19 protein-coding genes are annotated in these 16,708 nt (G+C 71.7%); 11 read left to right on the forward strand and 8 right to left on the reverse strand.

The genetic code is table 11. The features are described 5' to 3' along the window. Positions 1 to 339 precede the first annotated feature (339 nt). Positions 340 to 519: a DUF397 domain-containing protein gene (locus AB0K82_RS13810; RefSeq protein WP_345356623.1), complete on the forward strand. Its 180-nt coding sequence runs from the start codon at positions 340 to 342 to the stop codon at positions 517 to 519. 148 nt (positions 520 to 667) lie between these two features. Here the strand turns inward: AB0K82_RS13810 and AB0K82_RS13815 are convergent, their stop codons facing one another. Both AB0K82_RS13815 and hisN read right to left on the reverse strand, forming a co-directional pair. Beyond that, the gene (locus AB0K82_RS13815) at positions 668 to 856 is read right to left on the reverse strand and encodes a hypothetical protein (RefSeq protein ID WP_364396342.1); all 189 of its coding nucleotides are present in this window, start codon (positions 854 to 856) and stop codon (positions 668 to 670) included. A gap of 801 nt (positions 857 to 1,657) precedes the next feature. After that, entirely contained in the window at positions 1,658 to 2,461 is an 804-nt protein-coding gene (gene hisN / locus AB0K82_RS13820; RefSeq protein ID WP_364396345.1) for a histidinol-phosphatase, read from the reverse strand. Positions 2,462 to 2,543: 82 nt separating this feature from the next. On the opposite strand from hisN, the gene AB0K82_RS13825 reads away from it, so the two are divergent. Then, a complete protein-coding gene (locus AB0K82_RS13825) occupies positions 2,544 to 3,227 on the forward strand; it encodes an HAD family hydrolase (protein WP_364396348.1) in 684 nt (227 codons plus the stop codon). Here AB0K82_RS13825 and AB0K82_RS13830 read toward each other — a convergent pair. The 3 genes from AB0K82_RS13830 to aroA form a co-directional block, all read right to left on the reverse strand. Next, positions 3,122 to 4,219 carry a helix-turn-helix transcriptional regulator gene (locus AB0K82_RS13830; protein WP_364396351.1) on the reverse strand — a complete coding sequence of 366 codons (1,098 nt, stop codon included), beginning with the start codon at positions 4,217 to 4,219 and terminating at the stop codon, positions 3,122 to 3,124. The two genes, AB0K82_RS13825 and AB0K82_RS13830, sit on opposite strands and share 106 nt — an antisense overlap. A gap of 93 nt (positions 4,220 to 4,312) precedes the next feature. After that, on the reverse strand, positions 4,313 to 5,344 hold the full coding sequence (rsgA, locus tag AB0K82_RS13835) for a ribosome small subunit-dependent GTPase A (protein WP_364396354.1): 1,032 nt from the start codon (positions 5,342 to 5,344) through the stop codon (positions 4,313 to 4,315). A 3-nt stretch (positions 5,345 to 5,347) separates the two neighbouring features. Continuing rightward, positions 5,348 to 6,604: a 3-phosphoshikimate 1-carboxyvinyltransferase gene (gene aroA, locus AB0K82_RS13840; RefSeq protein WP_364396357.1), complete on the reverse strand. Its 1,257-nt coding sequence runs from the start codon at positions 6,602 to 6,604 to the stop codon at positions 5,348 to 5,350. Between the two features lie 284 nt (positions 6,605 to 6,888). Between aroA and AB0K82_RS13845 the strand changes: the two genes are divergently transcribed. Continuing rightward, positions 6,889 to 7,545, forward strand: coding sequence for an ATP-binding cassette domain-containing protein (locus AB0K82_RS13845; RefSeq protein WP_364396360.1), 657 nt, complete (start codon positions 6,889 to 6,891; stop codon positions 7,543 to 7,545). A 49-nt stretch (positions 7,546 to 7,594) separates the two neighbouring features. Here the strand turns inward: AB0K82_RS13845 and AB0K82_RS13850 are convergent, their stop codons facing one another. Further along, the gene (locus AB0K82_RS13850; RefSeq protein WP_364396363.1) at positions 7,595 to 8,155 is read right to left on the reverse strand and encodes a DoxX family protein; all 561 of its coding nucleotides are present in this window, start codon (positions 8,153 to 8,155) and stop codon (positions 7,595 to 7,597) included. A gap of 107 nt (positions 8,156 to 8,262) precedes the next feature. On the opposite strand from AB0K82_RS13850, the gene AB0K82_RS13855 reads away from it, so the two are divergent. Together AB0K82_RS13855 and AB0K82_RS13860 are read left to right on the forward strand one after the other, a co-directional pair. Continuing rightward, a complete protein-coding gene (locus AB0K82_RS13855; protein WP_364396366.1) occupies positions 8,263 to 9,021 on the forward strand; it encodes an SOS response-associated peptidase in 759 nt (252 codons plus the stop codon). Between the two features lie 21 nt (positions 9,022 to 9,042). Further along, positions 9,043 to 9,375 (forward strand): TraR/DksA C4-type zinc finger protein, encoded by a 333-nt coding sequence (locus tag AB0K82_RS13860; RefSeq protein ID WP_364396369.1) that lies wholly within the window; start codon positions 9,043 to 9,045, stop codon positions 9,373 to 9,375. Between the two features lie 65 nt (positions 9,376 to 9,440). Here AB0K82_RS13860 and AB0K82_RS13865 read toward each other — a convergent pair whose 3' ends face one another. Continuing rightward, positions 9,441 to 10,202, reverse strand: coding sequence for a methyltransferase domain-containing protein (locus AB0K82_RS13865; protein ID WP_364396372.1), 762 nt, complete (start codon positions 10,200 to 10,202; stop codon positions 9,441 to 9,443). Between the two features lie 235 nt (positions 10,203 to 10,437). Here AB0K82_RS13865 and AB0K82_RS13870 point away from each other — a divergent pair, with 235 nt between their 5' ends. The 6 genes from AB0K82_RS13870 (at position 10,438) to AB0K82_RS13895 (ending at position 15,944) form a co-directional block, all read left to right on the forward strand. After that, on the forward strand, positions 10,438 to 11,067 hold the full coding sequence (locus AB0K82_RS13870; protein ID WP_345356657.1) for a sigma-70 family RNA polymerase sigma factor: 630 nt from the start codon (positions 10,438 to 10,440) through the stop codon (positions 11,065 to 11,067). After that, a complete protein-coding gene (gene rsrA / locus AB0K82_RS13875; RefSeq protein ID WP_364396375.1) occupies positions 11,064 to 11,330 on the forward strand; it encodes a mycothiol system anti-sigma-R factor in 267 nt (88 codons plus the stop codon). The genes AB0K82_RS13870 and rsrA overlap by 4 nt, the downstream gene beginning before the upstream one ends. Positions 11,331 to 11,556: 226 nt before the next feature. Beyond that, positions 11,557 to 12,897, forward strand: a complete 1,341-nt coding sequence (locus tag AB0K82_RS13880) for an HD-GYP domain-containing protein (protein WP_364396378.1) — start codon at positions 11,557 to 11,559, stop codon at positions 12,895 to 12,897. Between the two features lie 42 nt (positions 12,898 to 12,939). Further along, a complete protein-coding gene (locus AB0K82_RS13885) occupies positions 12,940 to 14,208 on the forward strand; it encodes an HD domain-containing phosphohydrolase (RefSeq protein WP_364396380.1) in 1,269 nt (422 codons plus the stop codon). A 95-nt stretch (positions 14,209 to 14,303) separates the two neighbouring features. Further along, positions 14,304 to 15,635 carry a biotin carboxylase N-terminal domain-containing protein gene (locus AB0K82_RS13890; protein ID WP_364396383.1) on the forward strand — a complete coding sequence of 444 codons (1,332 nt, stop codon included), beginning with the start codon at positions 14,304 to 14,306 and terminating at the stop codon, positions 15,633 to 15,635. Between the two features lie 96 nt (positions 15,636 to 15,731). Continuing rightward, positions 15,732 to 15,944 carry a biotin/lipoyl-binding carrier protein gene (locus AB0K82_RS13895; protein WP_345356671.1) on the forward strand — a complete coding sequence of 71 codons (213 nt, stop codon included), beginning with the start codon at positions 15,732 to 15,734 and terminating at the stop codon, positions 15,942 to 15,944. Positions 15,945 to 16,152: 208 nt separating this feature from the next. On the opposite strand, the gene AB0K82_RS13900 is transcribed toward AB0K82_RS13895, so the two are convergent. Beyond that, positions 16,153 to 16,704 carry a GNAT family N-acetyltransferase gene (locus tag AB0K82_RS13900; protein ID WP_364396386.1) on the reverse strand — a complete coding sequence of 184 codons (552 nt, stop codon included), beginning with the start codon at positions 16,702 to 16,704 and terminating at the stop codon, positions 16,153 to 16,155. Between the last annotated feature and the right edge of the window lie 4 nt (positions 16,705 to 16,708).

A 16,708-nucleotide genomic window follows, 5' to 3' on the forward strand; every position in this document is an offset into this window, starting at 1 on the left:
TACTGCACTGGAGACGGTGTGGGAGAGTAGGACGCCGCCGGACACTTACATAGATCAGGAAAGCCCGCCAGGTATCTGGCGGGCTTTCCTGCGTTCAGGCCATGAACGACGGTCTCCCTACTTCGACGGCCTACTCGCGGGTGCGCGTGCCGGCCTGCGGCGAGCCTTTACGATCTTCCGCACGCCGCGTCAGGTGGCCTGCCGAATTCGCCCTTTCGAGCCGGTCCGGAACTGGGAAGAGCGGGTTCGATACGGTCGGTGCCTGCTAGGTTTTAGCCGTGCCGTTCAGCAGGCGGTGCGTCAGCGGTCATCCGACCGCCCGGGGAACTGAGGTGCGTGGTGTCCAACGAGGGCCAGGGCGAGCGCGTCATCGCGGTTCGCGACAGCAAGGACCCTGACGGTCCAAAACTGTTCTTCAGCGTGAGCGCATGGCGTGATTTTCTCGACCGCATCAAGGCGGGCAAACACGACCTGCCAGAGGACATGCGCGAGGGGCTCGACGAGCGTTTCGCGCGCTGACCCGCGCGTCCGGCACTGCTCGGCGTGCACCTCGCTCCTGCTCGCGTACGGCGCCCAGGAGCGCTACGCCCCGGCGGCCGGTCGACGACCTGGCCGCCGGGCCGACCGTCGACCGCGGCCTCTGCTCCGCTGTGGCCGGGACGGTCGCTCAGCTCCCGAGCCGCTTGCGGGCCTGCCCGCGCAGCCGCCGTCGCTGGGACGGGTCGAGCATCAGGTAGCCGGCGACCGGCGCGGCGATGAGGCCGAGCACGATCAAAAGGGTCACCCATCCGGGCAGCAGCCACCAGGCGATCAGCGCCACGGCCACTCCGCCTACGACATATCCGGTGCGTCCCACGACAGCCTCCGTTCCGAGGACTTCGTCTAGAAGAACGACTACCACCGCGACCGGTGTTCCGGAATCCGCGATATATCTTCTTTTCCTGGATGGCATGGCCGTACGGCGGCGGCCGGCCACCCGGGAGGGGCCGCTGACGGCGATGCCGACGCCCGAGGTGACCTCGGTGGTGGTGGGCGCCGCGCCGACCGAGGTTCATTCTCCCGCAGACCACGGAACACCTTGATCGCGGCGACAACACCGACCACGCCAATCCCGGCGGTCACGAGCACGAGTGCGATCGCCGCCCATACCCCCCGAAGCAGCAGACCGTAGACGTCGCTGTGCAGCACCGCTGGCCTGGTGGCATGGAGTTGGTCGTGGCGGGACATGCCCCCTCTGCGGTGACGTTGCCGCCGTTGTGGTCACATTGCCGTCAACGTTGACGGGGCGATGACCGGTATGCCGGGCCTGCTACGTCGACACCGACGTCAAAGTGGCTGATCGATCCGGTCGGAGGACGCGATGACCCGATTGAACGGCCCCGTCGGCATACTCCCCGGACGGATCGGCCGGTGGCTGCGCCGGCGCCGGGCGGCGCGGCGCCGCATGGTCGGGGGCGTCTTCTTCGGCCTGGGTGTACGCCTCTCGAAAGGTGATCGTCGCGGGGCGGCCGGACTTCGGAGGGCCCCGCCGAGGAATCGACCTGCGCCGACCTGGTCAGGCACCCCACATGGGCGTCAGGAGGCCCTCAGAGGCGCTCACGCGGCGCCGTAACGTGCTCACGCGGCGCCGTACGCCCCGGGAACTCCTCCGGGCGGCTCAGACTCGGAGGGTGAGCGGGCCGCCGCCCAGCTGCTCGAGGAGCTTGGCGTGCAGCAGGCCGTTGCTACAGACGACGCTGCCGCCGTCCGGGCTGGGCACGCCGGACAGGTCGGTGAAGATCCCGCCCGCCTCCTCGACGATGATCTGCACGGCCGCGACGTCCCACAGGGAGACCTCGGGCTCGGCCGAGGCGTCCACGACGCCCTCGGCGACCATCACGTGCGACCAGAAGTCGCCGTACGCCCGAGTGCGCCACACCTTGCGGCCCAGGTCGACGAACTTGTCGAGGCGGCCCTGCTCCTCCCAGCCGGTCAGGCTCGAGTAGGAGAACGACGCGTCCTCCAGCTCCGTGACGCCCGACACGCGGCAGCGGGTGGCCTTGGCGAGGCTGCGGCCGGTCCAGGCGCCGCCGCCCCGAGCGGCCCACCAGCGGCGGTTCAGCGCGGGAGCGGACACCAGCCCGACGACGACCTCGTCGCCCTCCATGAGGGCGATCAGCGTGGCCCAGACGGGCACGCCGCGCACGTAGTTCTTGGTCGCGTCGATCGGGTCGATGACCCAGCAGCGCGGGCCGTAGCCGGTGCGCCCGTACTCCTCGCCGTGAATGGCGTCCCGCGGCCGGGCCCGCTTCAGCGTGTTGCGCAGTGACTCCTCGACGAGCCGGTCGGCGTCGGTCACCGGGGTGAGGTCGGGCTTGGTCTCGACACGCAGATCAAGGGCCCGGAACCGTCGCGTGGCGACGTCGTCGGCCGCGTCAGCCATGACGTGTGCCAGTCGCAGGTCATCCGAATAGTCCGCCACGAAGGGCAACGGTATCGCGACAGCGCCCGTGGCAGAGACACTAGACGGCGTGAACACCCTAATATCTTCCGAGTCCAGGCCGATGCCCGAACCTCCGACGCCGGCGCTGCTGTTCGATCTTGACGGAACTCTCATCGACAGCGTGTACCAGCATGTGATCGCCTGGCGTAACGCGCTGACGGTCGTGGGGATCGACCTGTCGGTGTGGCGGATCCATCGGCGCATCGGCATGAGCGGTGGTCTGTTCGTGTCGGCCCTGCTGCGCGAGACGGGCGTGTCATTGACCCCCGCGGAGATCGAGGAGCTGCAGAATCTGCACGCCCGTGCCTACCTCGACCAGGTCGACTCCGTACGAGCGTTGCCGGGCGCGGCCGACCTCCTGGGCTTCCTCACCGATCGCGGTGTGCCGTGGGCCATCGCGACGAGCGGCCGGATGGAGACGGCGCACACGGCGCTGGGAATGCTCGGGCTGCCGGAGGACACGCCGATGATCACGCGGGACATGGTGCGGTTCGCCAAGCCCGACCCGGACCTCTTCCTCGCCGCGGCCGCCCTCGTCGGGGTCGATCCGCAGCACACCATGGTGGTCGGTGACAGCGTGTGGGACCTCCTCGCGGCACGCCGCGCCGGGGCCCTGGGGATCGGCCTGCAGTCCGGCGGCTACGGCCGTGAGGAGCTCGAGCGGACGGGCGCCTTCCGCGTGTACGCCGACCCCGCCGACCTACTGGCCCGCATCGACGAACTCGGCCTCCGGCAGACGACCTGACCCGCGGCGACCTGACCTGCGCCGGCTCGACCCGCGGCGACCGGATGGCGGCGACCGGCCGGCGAACACCGGCGGCTCGGCTCGCGGCGGCCGGTCGACGGGCACTCGCCGGTCGGGCGGGTCCGGTCGGCGGGGCGCCGGGTCCGGTCACCCGACCGGCGCCTCGGTGTTCCAGGAGGCCAGGAGGCGCAGGTTCGTCTCCGATGGGGAGTTCGCCTCCACGGTGTAGGCACGAGGACCTGGTCCGGATCGTCCGGCAGCCGCAGCGACTCGTAGTCCAGAATGAGGTCGCCGACCAGCGGATGGTGCAGGATCTTGCGGCCGTTGCTCTTGTCCTTGACGTTGTGGTCGGCCCACCAGCGGCGGAAGTCCTCGCTCTTGACGGACAGCTCCCCGACGAGGGCCGCCAGCTCTGGGTCGTCGGGGTGCTCCCCGGCCTTCAGCCGAAGGTAGGCGACGGTCTCCCGCGCCTTCACCGTCCAGTCGTCGAAGACCGCCTGAACGTCCTCGTTGAAGAAGATCAGCCGGGCCCAGTCGCGCTGCGGCGGCGTGAGCGCGTCGAAGTCGGTGAACAACGCCGCCGCCAGGCGGTTCCACGCCAGGACGTCACAGCGCCGCCCGACGACGTACGCCGGGACGTCTCCGGCCATGTCGACCAGCCGCCGGACCCCGGGCCGTACGCGCTCGGTCCGCGGCGGCCGCCGCCGGGACCGTGTGGGCTTGGCGAGGTTGCGCAGGTACGCGCGCTCGTCGTCGTCCAGCAGGAGGGCCCGGGCCACGGCCTCGAGGATCTCCTCCGAGACGTTGACCGCCCGGCCCTGTTCGAGGCGTACGTAGTAGTCGACGCTCACCCCGGCGAGCTGTGCCAGCTCCTCCCTGCGCAGCCCCGGAACCCGCCGCCGGCCGCCGTACGGGTGCAGCCCGACGTCCTCGGGCCGCAGGCGCGCCCGCCGGGTGCGCAGGAACTCCGTCAGCTCGGCTCGCTTGTCCATGCCGTCCAGCATCCGAGAGATCCACCTTTTCAGGGTGGCCCTGCCGGACCCAGGAACGGTGGGCCCGCCTCCGCAGGCGTGGCCGGAGCCGGGTCAGTCGGTGTCGTCGCCCTCGCGGGCCGCGAGCAGACGGCGCAGCGAGTCGAGGCGGGCCGCGTCGGCGTGCCCCGCCGCGACCCACGCGTCGAGGGCGCAGTCGTCCTGTAGGTGCGTGCAGTGCGGCGGGCACTCAGCGGCGCCCTCGAGCAGGTCGGGGAAGGCGCCCAGGATGTCATCGGGCGTGACATGGGCCAGGCCGAAGCTGCGCACGCCCGGGGTGTCGATGATCCAGCCATCCGCGGAGGGCAGCTCCAGCGCGACCGCCGACGACGACGTGTGCCGGCCGCGCCCGGTCACCGGGTTCACCTCGCTGACGGCGCGCTCGGCGTCGGGGACCAGGGCGTTCACCAGGGTCGACTTGCCGACGCCCGAGTGCCCGACCAGCACGCTCAGCCGCCCGGCCAGGCGCTCGTCCAGGTGGTCGACCGGCTCGTCCTTGCGCGTGACGACGTACGGGATGCCCAGCGGCGCGTACGTCTCCAGCAGCGGATCCGGCGCCGCGAGGTCGGCCTTGGTCAGGCACAGCAGCGGCTCCAGGCCCGCGTCGTAGGCGGCGACCAGGCACCGGTCGATCATCCCCGGGCGCGGCGGCGGATCCGCGAGGGCGGTCACGATGACGAGCTGGTCGGCGTTGGCGACGATCACGCGCTCGACCGGGTCGGTGTCGTCGGCGGTCCGGCGCAGGGTGGAGGTGCGGGGCTCGATGCGGACGACCCGCGCGAGGGCGTCGGCGTGGCCGGACACGTCGCCGACCAGCCGCACGCGATCACCGACGACGACGCTCTTGCGGCCGAGCTCGCGGGCGCGCATCGCGGTGACCGTACGCGGGCCGTCGCCCTTCTTTCGCGCGGCGCGACCGGTGCCGTCGCCGCCGACGAGGCAGGTGTAGCGGCCGCGGTCCACCGCGATCACGAAGCCGCCGACGGCGTCCTCATGGGCCGGGCGTCGGCGGGTCCGCGGCCGGGAGCCGCGGCCCGGGCGCACCCGAACGTCGTCCTCGTCGAGTTTTCCCCAGTCGCGCGCCATGGGTTACCGGAGCATCTCCGTCCAGAGCTCGCCGAACTCGGGGAGCGTCTTGCCGACGGTCGGGAGGTTCTCCACCTCGACGTCGGGCACGGCCAGGCCGAGGACCGCCCCGGCCATCACCATGCGGTGGTCGTCGTAGGTGTGGAAGACACCGCCGCGCAGCGGCTTGGGCCGGATCTCCAGGCCGTCGGGCAGCTCTCGCACGTCACCGCCGAGCCCGTTGATCTCCGTGGTCAGCGCGGCGAGCCGGTCGGTCTCGTGGCCGCGCATGTGGGCGATGCCGCGCAGCCGGGACGGGCCGTCGGCCAGCGCGGCGAGGGCCGCGATCACACAGGTGAGCTCGCTGACGTCGCCGAGGTCGACGTCGATGCCGTGGATCGCGCCGCCGCCGCGCACGGTCAGGTCGCCCCCGTCGTACGCCGCCGCGCCGCCCATGTCGGCCAGCAGGTGGCGCAGCGCGTCACCGGGCTGGGTCGTCTCCGCCGGCCAGTCGCGGACCGTCACCCGACCGCCGGTGACCAGGGCGGCCGCGAGGAACGGCGCGGCGTTCGACAGGTCCGGCTCGATGTCGGCCTCGCCGCCGCGCACGCCGCCCGGGTGGACCCGCCAGACGTCCCGGGCGCTCTCGACGGAGACGCCCAGGTCGGCCAGCATCCGCATGGTCATCGCCAGGTGCGCCGCCGAGGGCACGGGCGAGCCCTCGTGGCGGACCTCGATCCCCTTGGCGTAGCGCGGGGCGGCCAGCAGCAGGCCGGAGACGAACTGCGACGAACCCGAGGCGTCGATCGTCACCGAACCGCCGGGCACCGCGCCGGTGCCGTGCACGGTGAACGGAAGCGCGTCACCCTCCACGTCCACGCCGAGCGCGCGCAGGGCGGCCAGGATGGGGCCCATCGGCCGCTTCCGGGCGTGCGGGTCGCCGTCGAAGGCGATCGCGCCGGTCGCCAGTGCCGCGACCGGGGGGACGAACCGCATCACCGTGCCGGCGAGCCCGACGTCGAGCGTCGCCGGGCCGCGCAGCTCATCCGGAGTGACGCGCCAGGCGCCCTCGGCCGCCTCGTCGACGGCCACGCCCAGCGCGCGCAGGGCGCCCGCCATGAGGAGGGTGTCGCGGCTGCGCAGGGGGCGCCGGATCAGCGAGGGCTCGTCGGCCAGCGCCGCGAGGACGAGCGCGCGGTTGGTCATCGACTTGGACCCCGGCAGCGCGACGACGGCGTCGACCGGCCCGTCGGCGGCGGGTGCGGACCACAGAGGATGCATGACTGAAGGGTACCGGTCGCGGCCGCCCGCGAACGGCGGGTAAAGCGCTGGTGCCGAGACCGTCGCGGAAGGTGAACGCGCCGGTAGATCTCCCGGCGGGCGGCTCTGACCGGTCGTTATGTTGACGGCAGCCGGATCGAACGAACGACGAAGCTCACGCGACCATCGAGCCGAGGGCTGAGCGACCAATCGACAGGAGGACTGTGGACGCTTCGCCACGGTCACGACGCCGGGCCCGGCGTGCGCAGGCCGACCCGGACACGCCTGCGGCCGGACGGCGATCGGTGCCGCTTCCCCCGGGACCGTACGAACTGCGGCTCGCCGACCTGCGGACCCGATGGCCCGGCGGTGAGGTCATCGGCTTCGGCGACACGGACCTGCTGCTGCCGCAGGGCCGCCGGGTGGCGCTGCTGGGCCGCAGCCGCGTGGGCGCCTCGGCGCTGGCGGCGGTGCTGCTGGGATTCCTCGACTACCAGGGCGTCGCCACGCTGAACGACGTGCAGCTCCGCGATCTGGCCGACGAGGACGTCCGGGGGGTCATCGGGCTGTGCGCGCACGACGCCCACCTCTTCGACACCACGATCGCCGAGAACGTCCGGGTCGCCCGGCCGGACGCCACGGACGAGGACGTCGCCCGCGCGCTCGCCGAGGCGGGGGTCGACCTGCCGCCCGACACCCGCGTGGACGATCAGAGCGTGGTCGTCGGCGCCGGACGCCGCCGGATCGCCCTGGCCCGTGCCCTCCTGGCCGACCTGCCGATCCTCATCCTCGACGAACCGGACACCGGTCCGGAGGAGACCGAATCGGGTGCCGCGGACGCGGCGCTGGCCGAGCTGATCGCCGCGACGGACGGCCGTACGCTCCTGCTGATCATGCACCGTACGGTCCTGCCGGGGGCCGCGCCGATCCTCCGCCACGTCGACGAGGTCCTGGAGATCTGACCGTCGCGGGCGTCCGAAGTCGCTGCGGCGGCCCCGGCGGTGACCGGTGTCAGTGGCCGACCTTCGCAGCGGCCTTCTTACGGGTGTTCGTCACGCGCTTGGCGGCCTTGCGCCGCGCGCGCTCGGCCTTGCGGCTCGCCTCCGACCGGGCGAGCGCCGCCTGCAGCTTCGCCTCGTGCGCGCCCGCGCGGGCCGTCTTGATCGGGCGGTACTTGCTCGGCGCGGTCGCGGCGACGAGCAGCGCCCCGAACAGCCCGGCGGTCTTGAAGAACTGGGACCGCTCCGTGGCGCGCCGCTCCGGGTCGTCCTCCGCCCAGAACCGGTGCTCGGCCAGGAGACTGGGGACCAGTTGGCCGGCGAGGACGAGCGTCGACAGCCGCTGGAACCGGCCGAGGGCCAGCAGGGCGCCGGTGCTCAGGCATACCGCTCCCTGCAACCGTACGAGCGACTCGGGATCCTTGGTGGGGAGCCAGGACACACGGTCGGCGAGGGGTTTGATCACGGGGGCGATCTTCTCGGCGCGGGAGCCGGGATCGCGCAGCGTCTCGATGCCCGTCACGACGAACGGCGCCGCCATGAGGGGACGAGCGAGAGTCCTGATGGGTTGCATGACACCCGTCATGCCCACCGTACGCGCGACCAAGCCCACCTCTTTGGCAAGCTTGGCGCGTCCGGCGCGCGGTGCGCCGTACGGACGGGAAGGGGACGCGGGGAGCCATGTGCGGGCGGTATTCCACGGCGCGCGGGCGCGAGGAGATCATCGACGCCTTCGACGTCGAGCGCGACACGACCGACGCGCTCGAACCCGACTACAACGTCGCACCCACCAAGCCGGTGCCGATGATCCTGACGCGGGACGTCCGCGAGCTCCACGTGGCGCGGTGGGGCCTGGTGCCGTCCTGGGCGAAGGACCCGGCGATCGGCTCCCGGATGATCAACGCGCGGGTCGAGACGGTGCACGAGAAACCCGCCTTCCGGCGGGCCTTCGCCCGGCGCCGCTGCCTGCTGCCCGCCGACGGCTACTACGAGTGGTACACGCGTGAGGAGGGCGGCAAACAGCCGTTCTTCATCCGGCCCTCCGACGGGAGCATGCTCGCGATGGCCGGCCTGTACGAGGTCTGGCGGCCTGGCCGGGAGGTCGGTCGGGGTCGGTTGGTCGGGGGAGACACAGAGGCGCCGGAGGAGGAGTGGCTGCTGAGCTGCACCGTCATCACCACGGAGGCGAGCGACGACGTGGGCCGCATCCACGAGAGGATGCCGATGCTGGTCGAGCCGGAGCGGTTCGGCGCGTGGCTCGACCCGGAGCTGACCACCCCGGAGGAGGTCCGGTCCCTGCTGGTGCCGGCCGCCGCAGGCCGACTGGAGGCGTACCCCGTCTCCACGGCAGTGAACAAAGTCCGAAATAACGGGCCTGAACTGGTCAAACCACTGTCCGATCTGGGTATCTCTCCAGGCGAGACCCCCACGCTGTTCTGACCGCCTCGCCGGGAGGTACGCATGGTCGTGGACACGGCGCAGAGGCGCCTGGAGGACATGCTCGCCGATCTCGATCAGGCGATCGCCGTCCTACGGAGCGAACACCCGGAGGCCGACCAGCACACCGCCGACGCCGGCGCGAGCCTGTCCGCCACCGACCGGGCGGAGGCCGCGCTGGACGCCATGCGCCGCGAGCGCGCCGAGGTGCTGGCCGCCCTCGCCCGTGCCCGGGCGGGCACGTACGGCAAGTGCGTCGACTGCGGCCGGCCGGTCCCGGAGGGGCGGCTGGAGGCACGGCCCGCCGCCGCCCGCTGCGTCACCTGCCAGGCCAAGCACGACCGCTTCCGGCGCTGAGACTTCCCTCGGGGCCCGCGCGGGTCCCGGCCGCCCCCGATCGGGCGGCCGTACCCGCGCGGTCCTCAGAAGCCCTTGATCGCGCTCGCCACCAGGTGGATGCCGACCGGCTCGTCGCCGAGCGGCGCCGTCAGCTCCGCGCGGACCAGCCGCGGGAGCGCCTGCGGGCTCGTGCTCAGGACGTGCTCGACCGTCGAGGGCGACAGGGTCGTCCGCGGCCTGATCCACTCCAGCTCCAGCCCGCTGTCGGTGAGCAGCTCGCGCAGTTGCTCGGCGCCGAAGCACCGGGTGATCGAGCCGTCCGGCCAGGGCACCAGAACCACCTCGGAGCGGGGCACGTCCGACAGGTGCGCCCAGAAGTTCTGCTCGGCGAGGATGGCCATACCGAGCACGAGCGAGTCGACGCACATGAGCACGCGGCCGCCCGGCCGGAGCACCCGCGAGATCTCCGCCACGACGTTCTCGGTGACGAGGTGCCGGGAGAGGACGCGGCCCTCGGCGACCACGGCGTCGAAGGAGCCGTCGGCGAGGAACCCGAGCGAGGCGGGATCGGCCACCACCGGCCGTACCCGCCGTGAGTGCGGCCCGCTGCGCGGTGTCTCCCGGACCTCGACGACCGTGTGGCCCGCCGCGGCCGCCTGCGGCGCGCAGCGGGCCTGCGGACCCGACAGATCGAGCACGCGGGACGGCCGTCGCGGAAGCCAGCGGGAGAGCTGGGCGGCGGCGACGGCCCAGTAGAAGGTCCAGTAGCTCGCGAGCGACTCGGACTCGCCGACAGCGGGATGCTTCGCCGGAATCGACAGCACGGCGGCTCCTCGGGGATGCATTTATCCCAATCCTTCCCTGTCGACGGCATCGCTTCACCCGTTGTCACTGGTGACCGAGCATTCCTCTTTCCCGGGAATCCCGCGGCCATGCGAGGTGTTGCACTGCGTCATAACGGTCGGTGACATGGATTAGTTCGAGGTGATGATGAGCCTTCTGCTCGCGGACCGTCGGCAGGCGTCGCCGGCGGACCCGCTATCGTCTGGTGCGTACGGTTCCGATGCCGACGCCGGCCGGATGGAGGAGGTGGGTCAGGTTCCCGAGGCTGTGGAGACACTGGAGGAGCGGACCAGGCGCTTCGAGCGCGACGTGCTGCCGTTCCTGGACCAGCTCTACTCGGCCGCGCTGCGGATGACGCGGAACCCGGCCGATGCCGAGGACCTGGTTCAAGAGACCTTCGCGAAGGCGTTCGGGTCCTTCCACCAGTTCCAGGAGGGTACGAACCTCAAAGCCTGGCTCTACCGGATCCTCACCAACACGTTCATCAACTCCTACCGCAAGAAGCAGCGGGAGCCCAAGCAGTCCGCAGCCGAGGAGATCGAGGACTGGCAGCTCGCGCGGGCCGAGTCCCACACCTCGAGCGGGCTGAAGTCCGCGGAGGCCGAGGCGCTCGAGCACCTGCCCGACTCCGACGTGAAGACGGCCCTGCAGGCGCTGCCCGAGGACTTCCGCATGGCGGTCTACTTCGCCGACGTGGAGGGCTTCTCGTACAAGGAGATCGCCGACATCATGGGCACTCCGATCGGTACGGTGATGTCCCGGCTGCATCGCGGTAGGCGTCAGCTGCGCTCGATGCTCGAGGACTACGCGCGTGAGCACGGCCTCGCCCGCGCGAACGGCGGACAGCGTAGGGAGGACCAGTCATGAGCTGCGGTAAGCCGCACGAGACCCCTTGCTCTGAGGTGCTGGGCCGGATCTACGACTACCTCGACGGCGAGCTGGACCAGGGCGGCTGCTCCGACATCCGGCAACACCTCGACGAGTGCGGGCCCTGCCTGCGGGAGTACGGCCTCGAGGAGGCCGTGAAGAAGCTCGTGCACAAGTCGTGCGGGTGCGACCCCGTGCCGCCGGATCTGCGGTCGAAGGTCATGGGGCGCATCGAGCAGGTCCGCTCCTCACTGACCGAGTAAGGCGGATCGGGACCGTAGGTGACGATTGGTTCACGCTTTGCTCACGTTTCCGCGGGCGTCTGCGTGACCTGTCACACTCGGGTTAGGCTTACCCCCGATCATTCGGGCATCGTCGAGTCGTAGCCGGGCCGCCGCACCGTCCAGGTGCCCAGGCACGACAGGGGAGGCAGAAACACATGCGAGTAGGCGTGTCCTGGGCTTAGCCCATTACCTCGTGGGGGCGGCATTGCGTGGACTACCCCTGGCCGCATGGGCTTACGTCTGTACGGTCGTCGCGCTCGGCACCTCATGCATCGCTCTCTCGTCGTTCCACCACATCCACTGGACGACGCTCGCGGTGCTTGCGGTGCTCTCCGTGATCTGCGAGTCGGTGCCGGCGCTGCTCAGCAGCGCCAGCGCCCGCGTCTCGCTGAGCTATTCGGCCGGCCTGGCCTCGGTCGTGCTCCTCGGCCCCGTCGGCGCCGCCCTGGTGGGCGCCTCGGCCGTCGTCACCGGACGGCGCGACGTCGCCCTCGTCAAGAGGGTGTTCAACGGCGCGCAGTTCGCCCTCTCCGGATACCTCGCCGGCGTGGTCTACCGGGCGGCCGGAGGCACGGTCGGCAAGCCGTCCGACGGATCGTTCCCCGGCATCATCCCGCCCTACGTCGCGGCGCTGGCAACCTACGTCGCCGTGAACCTCGGCCTGATGGCCATCATCCTCGTGCTGATCAAGCAGGCGCCCATGTGGGGGTTCCGCTGGGGACCCGTCGGCCAGCTCGCCATCGGTCAGCTCGCGTACGGCATGTTCGGCCTGCTGATCGCCGCGCCGTGGGGGGTCGTCGGCCCCTTCTCCGCGGTGCTGGTGCTGCTGCCGATGTTCATCGCCCGGTGGGCCCTCGAGCAGACCCAGGCCCAGCAGGAGGCCCAGGCCGCCACGATCGCGGCGCTGTGCCAGGCGGTGGAGACCAAGGACTACTACACGCGCGGCCACAGCGAGCGGGTCTCCCGCGGCGCGTCGATGATCGCCAAGGAGATCGGGATGCGACCCGACCGGGTCGGCGCGGTCCGGTACGCCGGCATGCTGCACGACGTCGGCAAGCTCGGCGTGCCGACGAAGGTGCTGCAAAAGTCCGGCGCCCTGTCGGAGGAGGAGTTCGCCGCCATCCAGTTGCACCCGATGCGCGGCCTGGAGATCGTCCGCGACATCGGCTTCCTCGACGAGGCACTGGCGGGGATCATGCACCACCACGAGCGGATGGACGGCACCGGATACCCCATGGGCCTGGCCGGGTCGGAGATCCCCGAGTTCGCCCGGGTGATCTCGGTCGCGGACGCGTTCGACTCGATGACCTCCACCCGGTCCTACCGCCCGGCCATGTCCCTCGAGGCCGGCATGACCGAGCTGCGGCGCTGCGCGGGCACCCACTTCGACCCCGCGCTGGTCGAGGCGTTCGTCACCGCGGTCGAGCGCGACGGCTGGAACCGGCCCGATCCCGTCGCCCCGCCCGAGGGCGAGGAGACGGCCCAACAGGACCACGACGACCCCAGCGTGCCGCTGCGCGTCGCGGGTGAAGGCGTCCGCTCGTGACCGGGCGGTTTCGAGTGGGAGGCCCCACATGAGGAGGCGCCCATGAGCGCGTCGGCGCGCGCGCGTCGACGCGCCGTCGGCCCGGCGCTGGACTCCGCGCAGCTCCTGCTGATCGCGGTGACGGGACTGCTCGTCATCGGCTCGGTCACCCAGGTCGCCGCGGTCGGCGTCGTCGACTCCCGCACCGCCGTGCTGTTCGGCGCGTTGATCGCGGTGGGCGAGCTGCTGCGCATGCTCGTGCCCGGCAACCGCGAGGTCGCGCCGATCGCCAGCGCGGGCGCCCTCGGATACGCGCTCCTGCTGAAGGTCGGCGCCGAGTCCGCCGTCCACTCGGCCTTCCAGGTCGTGACCGTCACCGCCTGCGGGACCCTCGCCGGCGCGCTGCCGCACATCGCGGTCGGCCGGATTCCCCGGCTCGACGCGCTGGCCCGGCGGATCCTCACCCCCTCGGTGGTGGCCTTCATCTTCCGGCCGATCATGGACTCCTCGCTGCGTGAGTACTGGCCGGCGCTCATCACCGTGATGGTGCTCACCGTCATCCTGTCGTGCGTCGTCGACATCAGCGTCGCGGCGGTGATCCGGGCGGAGGCGGTGCGCGCGCGGTTCGGCATCGCGCTCGGCGACGAGATCCGGGCCATGGGGCCGCTGTGCGCCGCCTCGGGCGCGACGGGCATGCTCCTCGCGGTCAGCACGTTCGTCATGGGCCCGGCCGCGCTGCTCGTCTTCACCGCGCCGATCCTCGTCACGCAGGTGGCGTTCCGGCGGTTCGCCGGGATCCGGGCGACCTACCTGCAGACCGTCCGGGCACTGTCCCAGGTCACCGAGGTCGGCGGGTACGTCGAGGCGGGACACTCCCGGCGCGTCAGCCGGCTCGCCGTCGCGATGGGCCGAGAGCTCGGCATGACCGAGGAAGCGCTCCTCGAACTGGAGTACGCCGCGTTGATGCACGACATCGGGCAGCTCTCGCTGCGCGACCCGATCCCCGGCGGCGCGACCGTCCTCGCCTCCCCCCAGGAGCAGCGCCGTATCGCCGAGCTCGGCGCGGGCGTGATCACCAAGACGGGCGTGCTGGACGAGGTCGCCGAGATCGTGCGCCGCCAGTCCGACCCGTACCGCGTGAGCGACGGTTCGGCGCCACCCCTCGCGAGCCGTGTCATCAAGGTGGCGAACGCCTACGATGATCTCGTCGGTGACTCGGCCGACCGCGACCGGTCGGCGGCCGTGCTGGAGCGGCTGCGCCTCGACTCGGCGGCGGAGTACGACCCCACGGTGATCGAGGCGCTCGGCCACGCTGTCGACCGCATGCGGTGACAAGTCGACCCCACGGGTTTTTGTCGCCGCGCGCGACGGTACATCGGGCATCGCGTGGTTATTCTCGCTGGGCCGAGTGCGAATGAGGAGGATCGGTGTTCGAGTCCGTATTGGTGGCCAACCGCGGAGAGATCGCCCGACGGGTGATCCGCACGGTGCGTGCCCTCGGGATCAAGGCCGTCGCGGTGTACTCGGAGGCCGACGCGGATCTGCCGTACGTCGATGAGGCGGACGAGGCGATCCTCATCGGGCCCGCCCAGCCGGCCCAGAGCTACCTCGACGTGGACGCGGTGATGGAGGCGGCCAAGCGCACCAACGCGCAGGCGATCCACCCCGGCTACGGCTTCCTCGCGGAGAACGCCGCGTTCGCCGAGCGAGTGATCGCCGAGGGACTGGTGTGGATCGGCCCGCCGCCCGAGGCGATCGCCGCGATGGGCGACAAGATCAACGCGCGGAACCTCATGGAGAAGGCCGGCGTGCCCGTCGCGTCCGGCACCCGCGAGCCCGTCCCCGACGCCGACGCGGCGGTGGCCGCGGGCATCGGCTATCCGGTCATGGTCAAGGCGGCCGGCGGAGGCGGCGGCATCGGGATGAGCGTCGCCCGCGACGAGGCCGAGCTGCGCAAGGCGTACGACACGGCCCGCACCCGCGCGGAGCGGTTCTTCGGCAACCCGGACATCCTGCTGGAGCGGTACATCGAGCACGCCCGGCACGTCGAGGTGCAGATCCTCGGCCTGGCCGACGGCACGGTCGTGGCCCTGGGGGAGCGCGACTGCTCCGTGCAGCGCCGGCACCAGAAGATCGTCGAGGAGACCCCGTCGCCCGCCGTCGGCCCGGAGCTGCGGGCCCGCATGCTCGCCGCCGCGGTCCGCGCCGGTGAGGCCGTCGGCTACCGCGGCGCCGGCACGGTCGAGTGCCTGGTCGACCCGGTCGCGCAGGACTTCGTGTTCCTGGAGATGAACACCCGGCTCCAGGTCGAGCACCCGATCACCGAGCTCGTCACCGGCCTGGACCTGGTCGAACAGCAGTTGCTGATCGCGGCCGGCGAGCCGGTGTCCTTCACCTCAGTCCAGCCGCGGGGCCACGCCATCGAGTTCCGCGTGTACGCCGAGGACCCGAAGCGCTTCCTGCCCAGCCCGGGCACGATCACCGTCTGGGAGGAGCCGACCGGCGAGGTCGTCCGGGTCGACTCCGGCTACCGCGCGGGCAACAAGGTCACCCCGTTCTACGACCCGCTGCTGGCCAAGCTCTGCGTGTACGGCCCGGACCGGGCCCAGGCCCTGGCCGCCGCCCGCCGTGCGGTGGCGGACTTCCGGATCGAGGGCCTCAAGACCAACCTGCCGTTCTTCGTCGAGCTGCTGGACGACGCCGGCTTCACCACCGGCGAGTACGACACCGGCCTCGTGGACCGGATGCGCGCCCGGTGATGGACCGTACGGCACACTGCCAAGACGCGAACGAGAACCTTCGTCCGATGAACAACGTGCGTCCGGCGCAAGCCGGCGTCTGAGAGAGGAGCCGCAGTGGCTGAGGTCCGCGCGGAAATGGTGGCGAACGTCTGGAAGGTGCTCGTCAGTGAGGGTGACCAGGTCGAGGACGGCGACACCCTCGTCATCCTGGAGTCGATGAAGATGGAGATCCCGGTGCTCGCCGAGGATTCCGGCACGATCACGACCCTGAAGGTCGCCGAGGGCGACGTCATCCAGGAAGGCGACCTGATCGCCGTCATCGAGTAGCCCGCCGGCCGAGCAGAACACTCGGCGAACCGCCGCTCCCGATCGCGGCTTCGCCGAGTTCGCCCCCTCCGCCACCCGCCTTCACCGAGACTTCGGTCCGCCCCTCAACGGCGAGCGTCCCCACCGGAACGCCCGCGCGCCGTCCGAAAAGCGCTCATCGGCCGGCGGTCGCCGGGGCGCGGGTGGCCGCGCCGGGTGACGGCCCAGCTCAGAGGGCCAGGGCGTAGGTGAGGAGGTCGACGCCGGGGGCGGGGGTCCAGTCGCGGTCGGGGGTGCGGACGAAGCCGAGGCGGCGGTAGATCCGGTGCGCGGCGTGCATGACGGGCTCGGTCGACAGGCGCAGGGTCGTGCAGCCGTCCTCGCGGGCCCGGCCGACGCAGTACCGGACCAGGGCCTCGCCCAGGCCCAGGCCGCGGGCCATCGGGCTGACCGCGAGCATGCGGAACTCCGCCTCGTCCGGTCCGGCCAGCTGGGCCCACGCGCTCTCGTGCGGGCAGTAGGTGACGGTCCCGATCGGCTCGCGGTCCCGTACGGCGACGACGAGTTCGGCCTCGCGGGCGCGGGCGGCGGCGTCGCGCAGGTGCGGGACGTAGCTGCCGTTCGGGCTGATGTATCCGGCGGCGACGTACACCGCCGCGGTGAGCTCGCCGATCGCGCGCAGCTCGTCGGGACGAGCGACGCGGATCTCCACGCCGGCCGGCTTTTCGGCTGCGGGCGGTTCCCCCGGTGAGCCCAGCACCGGAGGCGTTTCCTGGCTCACGAGG

This window comes from Actinoallomurus sp. NPDC052274 (genome assembly GCF_040679475.1).
Classification (GTDB): domain Bacteria; phylum Actinomycetota; class Actinomycetes; order Streptosporangiales; family Streptosporangiaceae; genus Actinoallomurus; species Actinoallomurus liliacearum.

Bases quoted from the DNA above. Each gene is read 5' to 3' on its own strand.
- AB0K82_RS13825 (WP_364396348.1), top strand. From the start codon at position 2,544: ATGCCCGAACCTCCGACGCCGGCGCTGCTGTTCGATCTTGACGGAACT.
- AB0K82_RS13850 (WP_364396363.1), bottom strand. From the start codon at position 8,155: ATGCAACCCATCAGGACTCTCGCTCGTCCCCTCATGGCGGCGCCGTTC.
- aroA (WP_364396357.1), bottom strand. From the start codon at position 6,604: ATGCATCCTCTGTGGTCCGCACCCGCCGCCGACGGGCCGGTCGACGCC.
- AB0K82_RS13860 (WP_364396369.1), top strand. From the start codon at position 9,043: ATGGTCGTGGACACGGCGCAGAGGCGCCTGGAGGACATGCTCGCCGAT.
- rsrA (WP_364396375.1), top strand. From the start codon at position 11,064: ATGAGCTGCGGTAAGCCGCACGAGACCCCTTGCTCTGAGGTGCTGGGC.
- AB0K82_RS13865 (WP_364396372.1), bottom strand. From the start codon at position 10,202: ATGCATCCCCGAGGAGCCGCCGTGCTGTCGATTCCGGCGAAGCATCCC.
- AB0K82_RS13870 (WP_345356657.1), top strand. From the start codon at position 10,438: ATGGAGGAGGTGGGTCAGGTTCCCGAGGCTGTGGAGACACTGGAGGAG.
- AB0K82_RS13855 (WP_364396366.1), top strand. From the start codon at position 8,263: ATGTGCGGGCGGTATTCCACGGCGCGCGGGCGCGAGGAGATCATCGAC.
- AB0K82_RS13830 (WP_364396351.1), bottom strand. From the start codon at position 4,219: ATGGACAAGCGAGCCGAGCTGACGGAGTTCCTGCGCACCCGGCGGGCG.
- rsgA (WP_364396354.1), bottom strand. From the start codon at position 5,344: ATGGCGCGCGACTGGGGAAAACTCGACGAGGACGACGTTCGGGTGCGC.
- AB0K82_RS13885 (WP_364396380.1), top strand. From the start codon at position 12,940: ATGAGCGCGTCGGCGCGCGCGCGTCGACGCGCCGTCGGCCCGGCGCTG.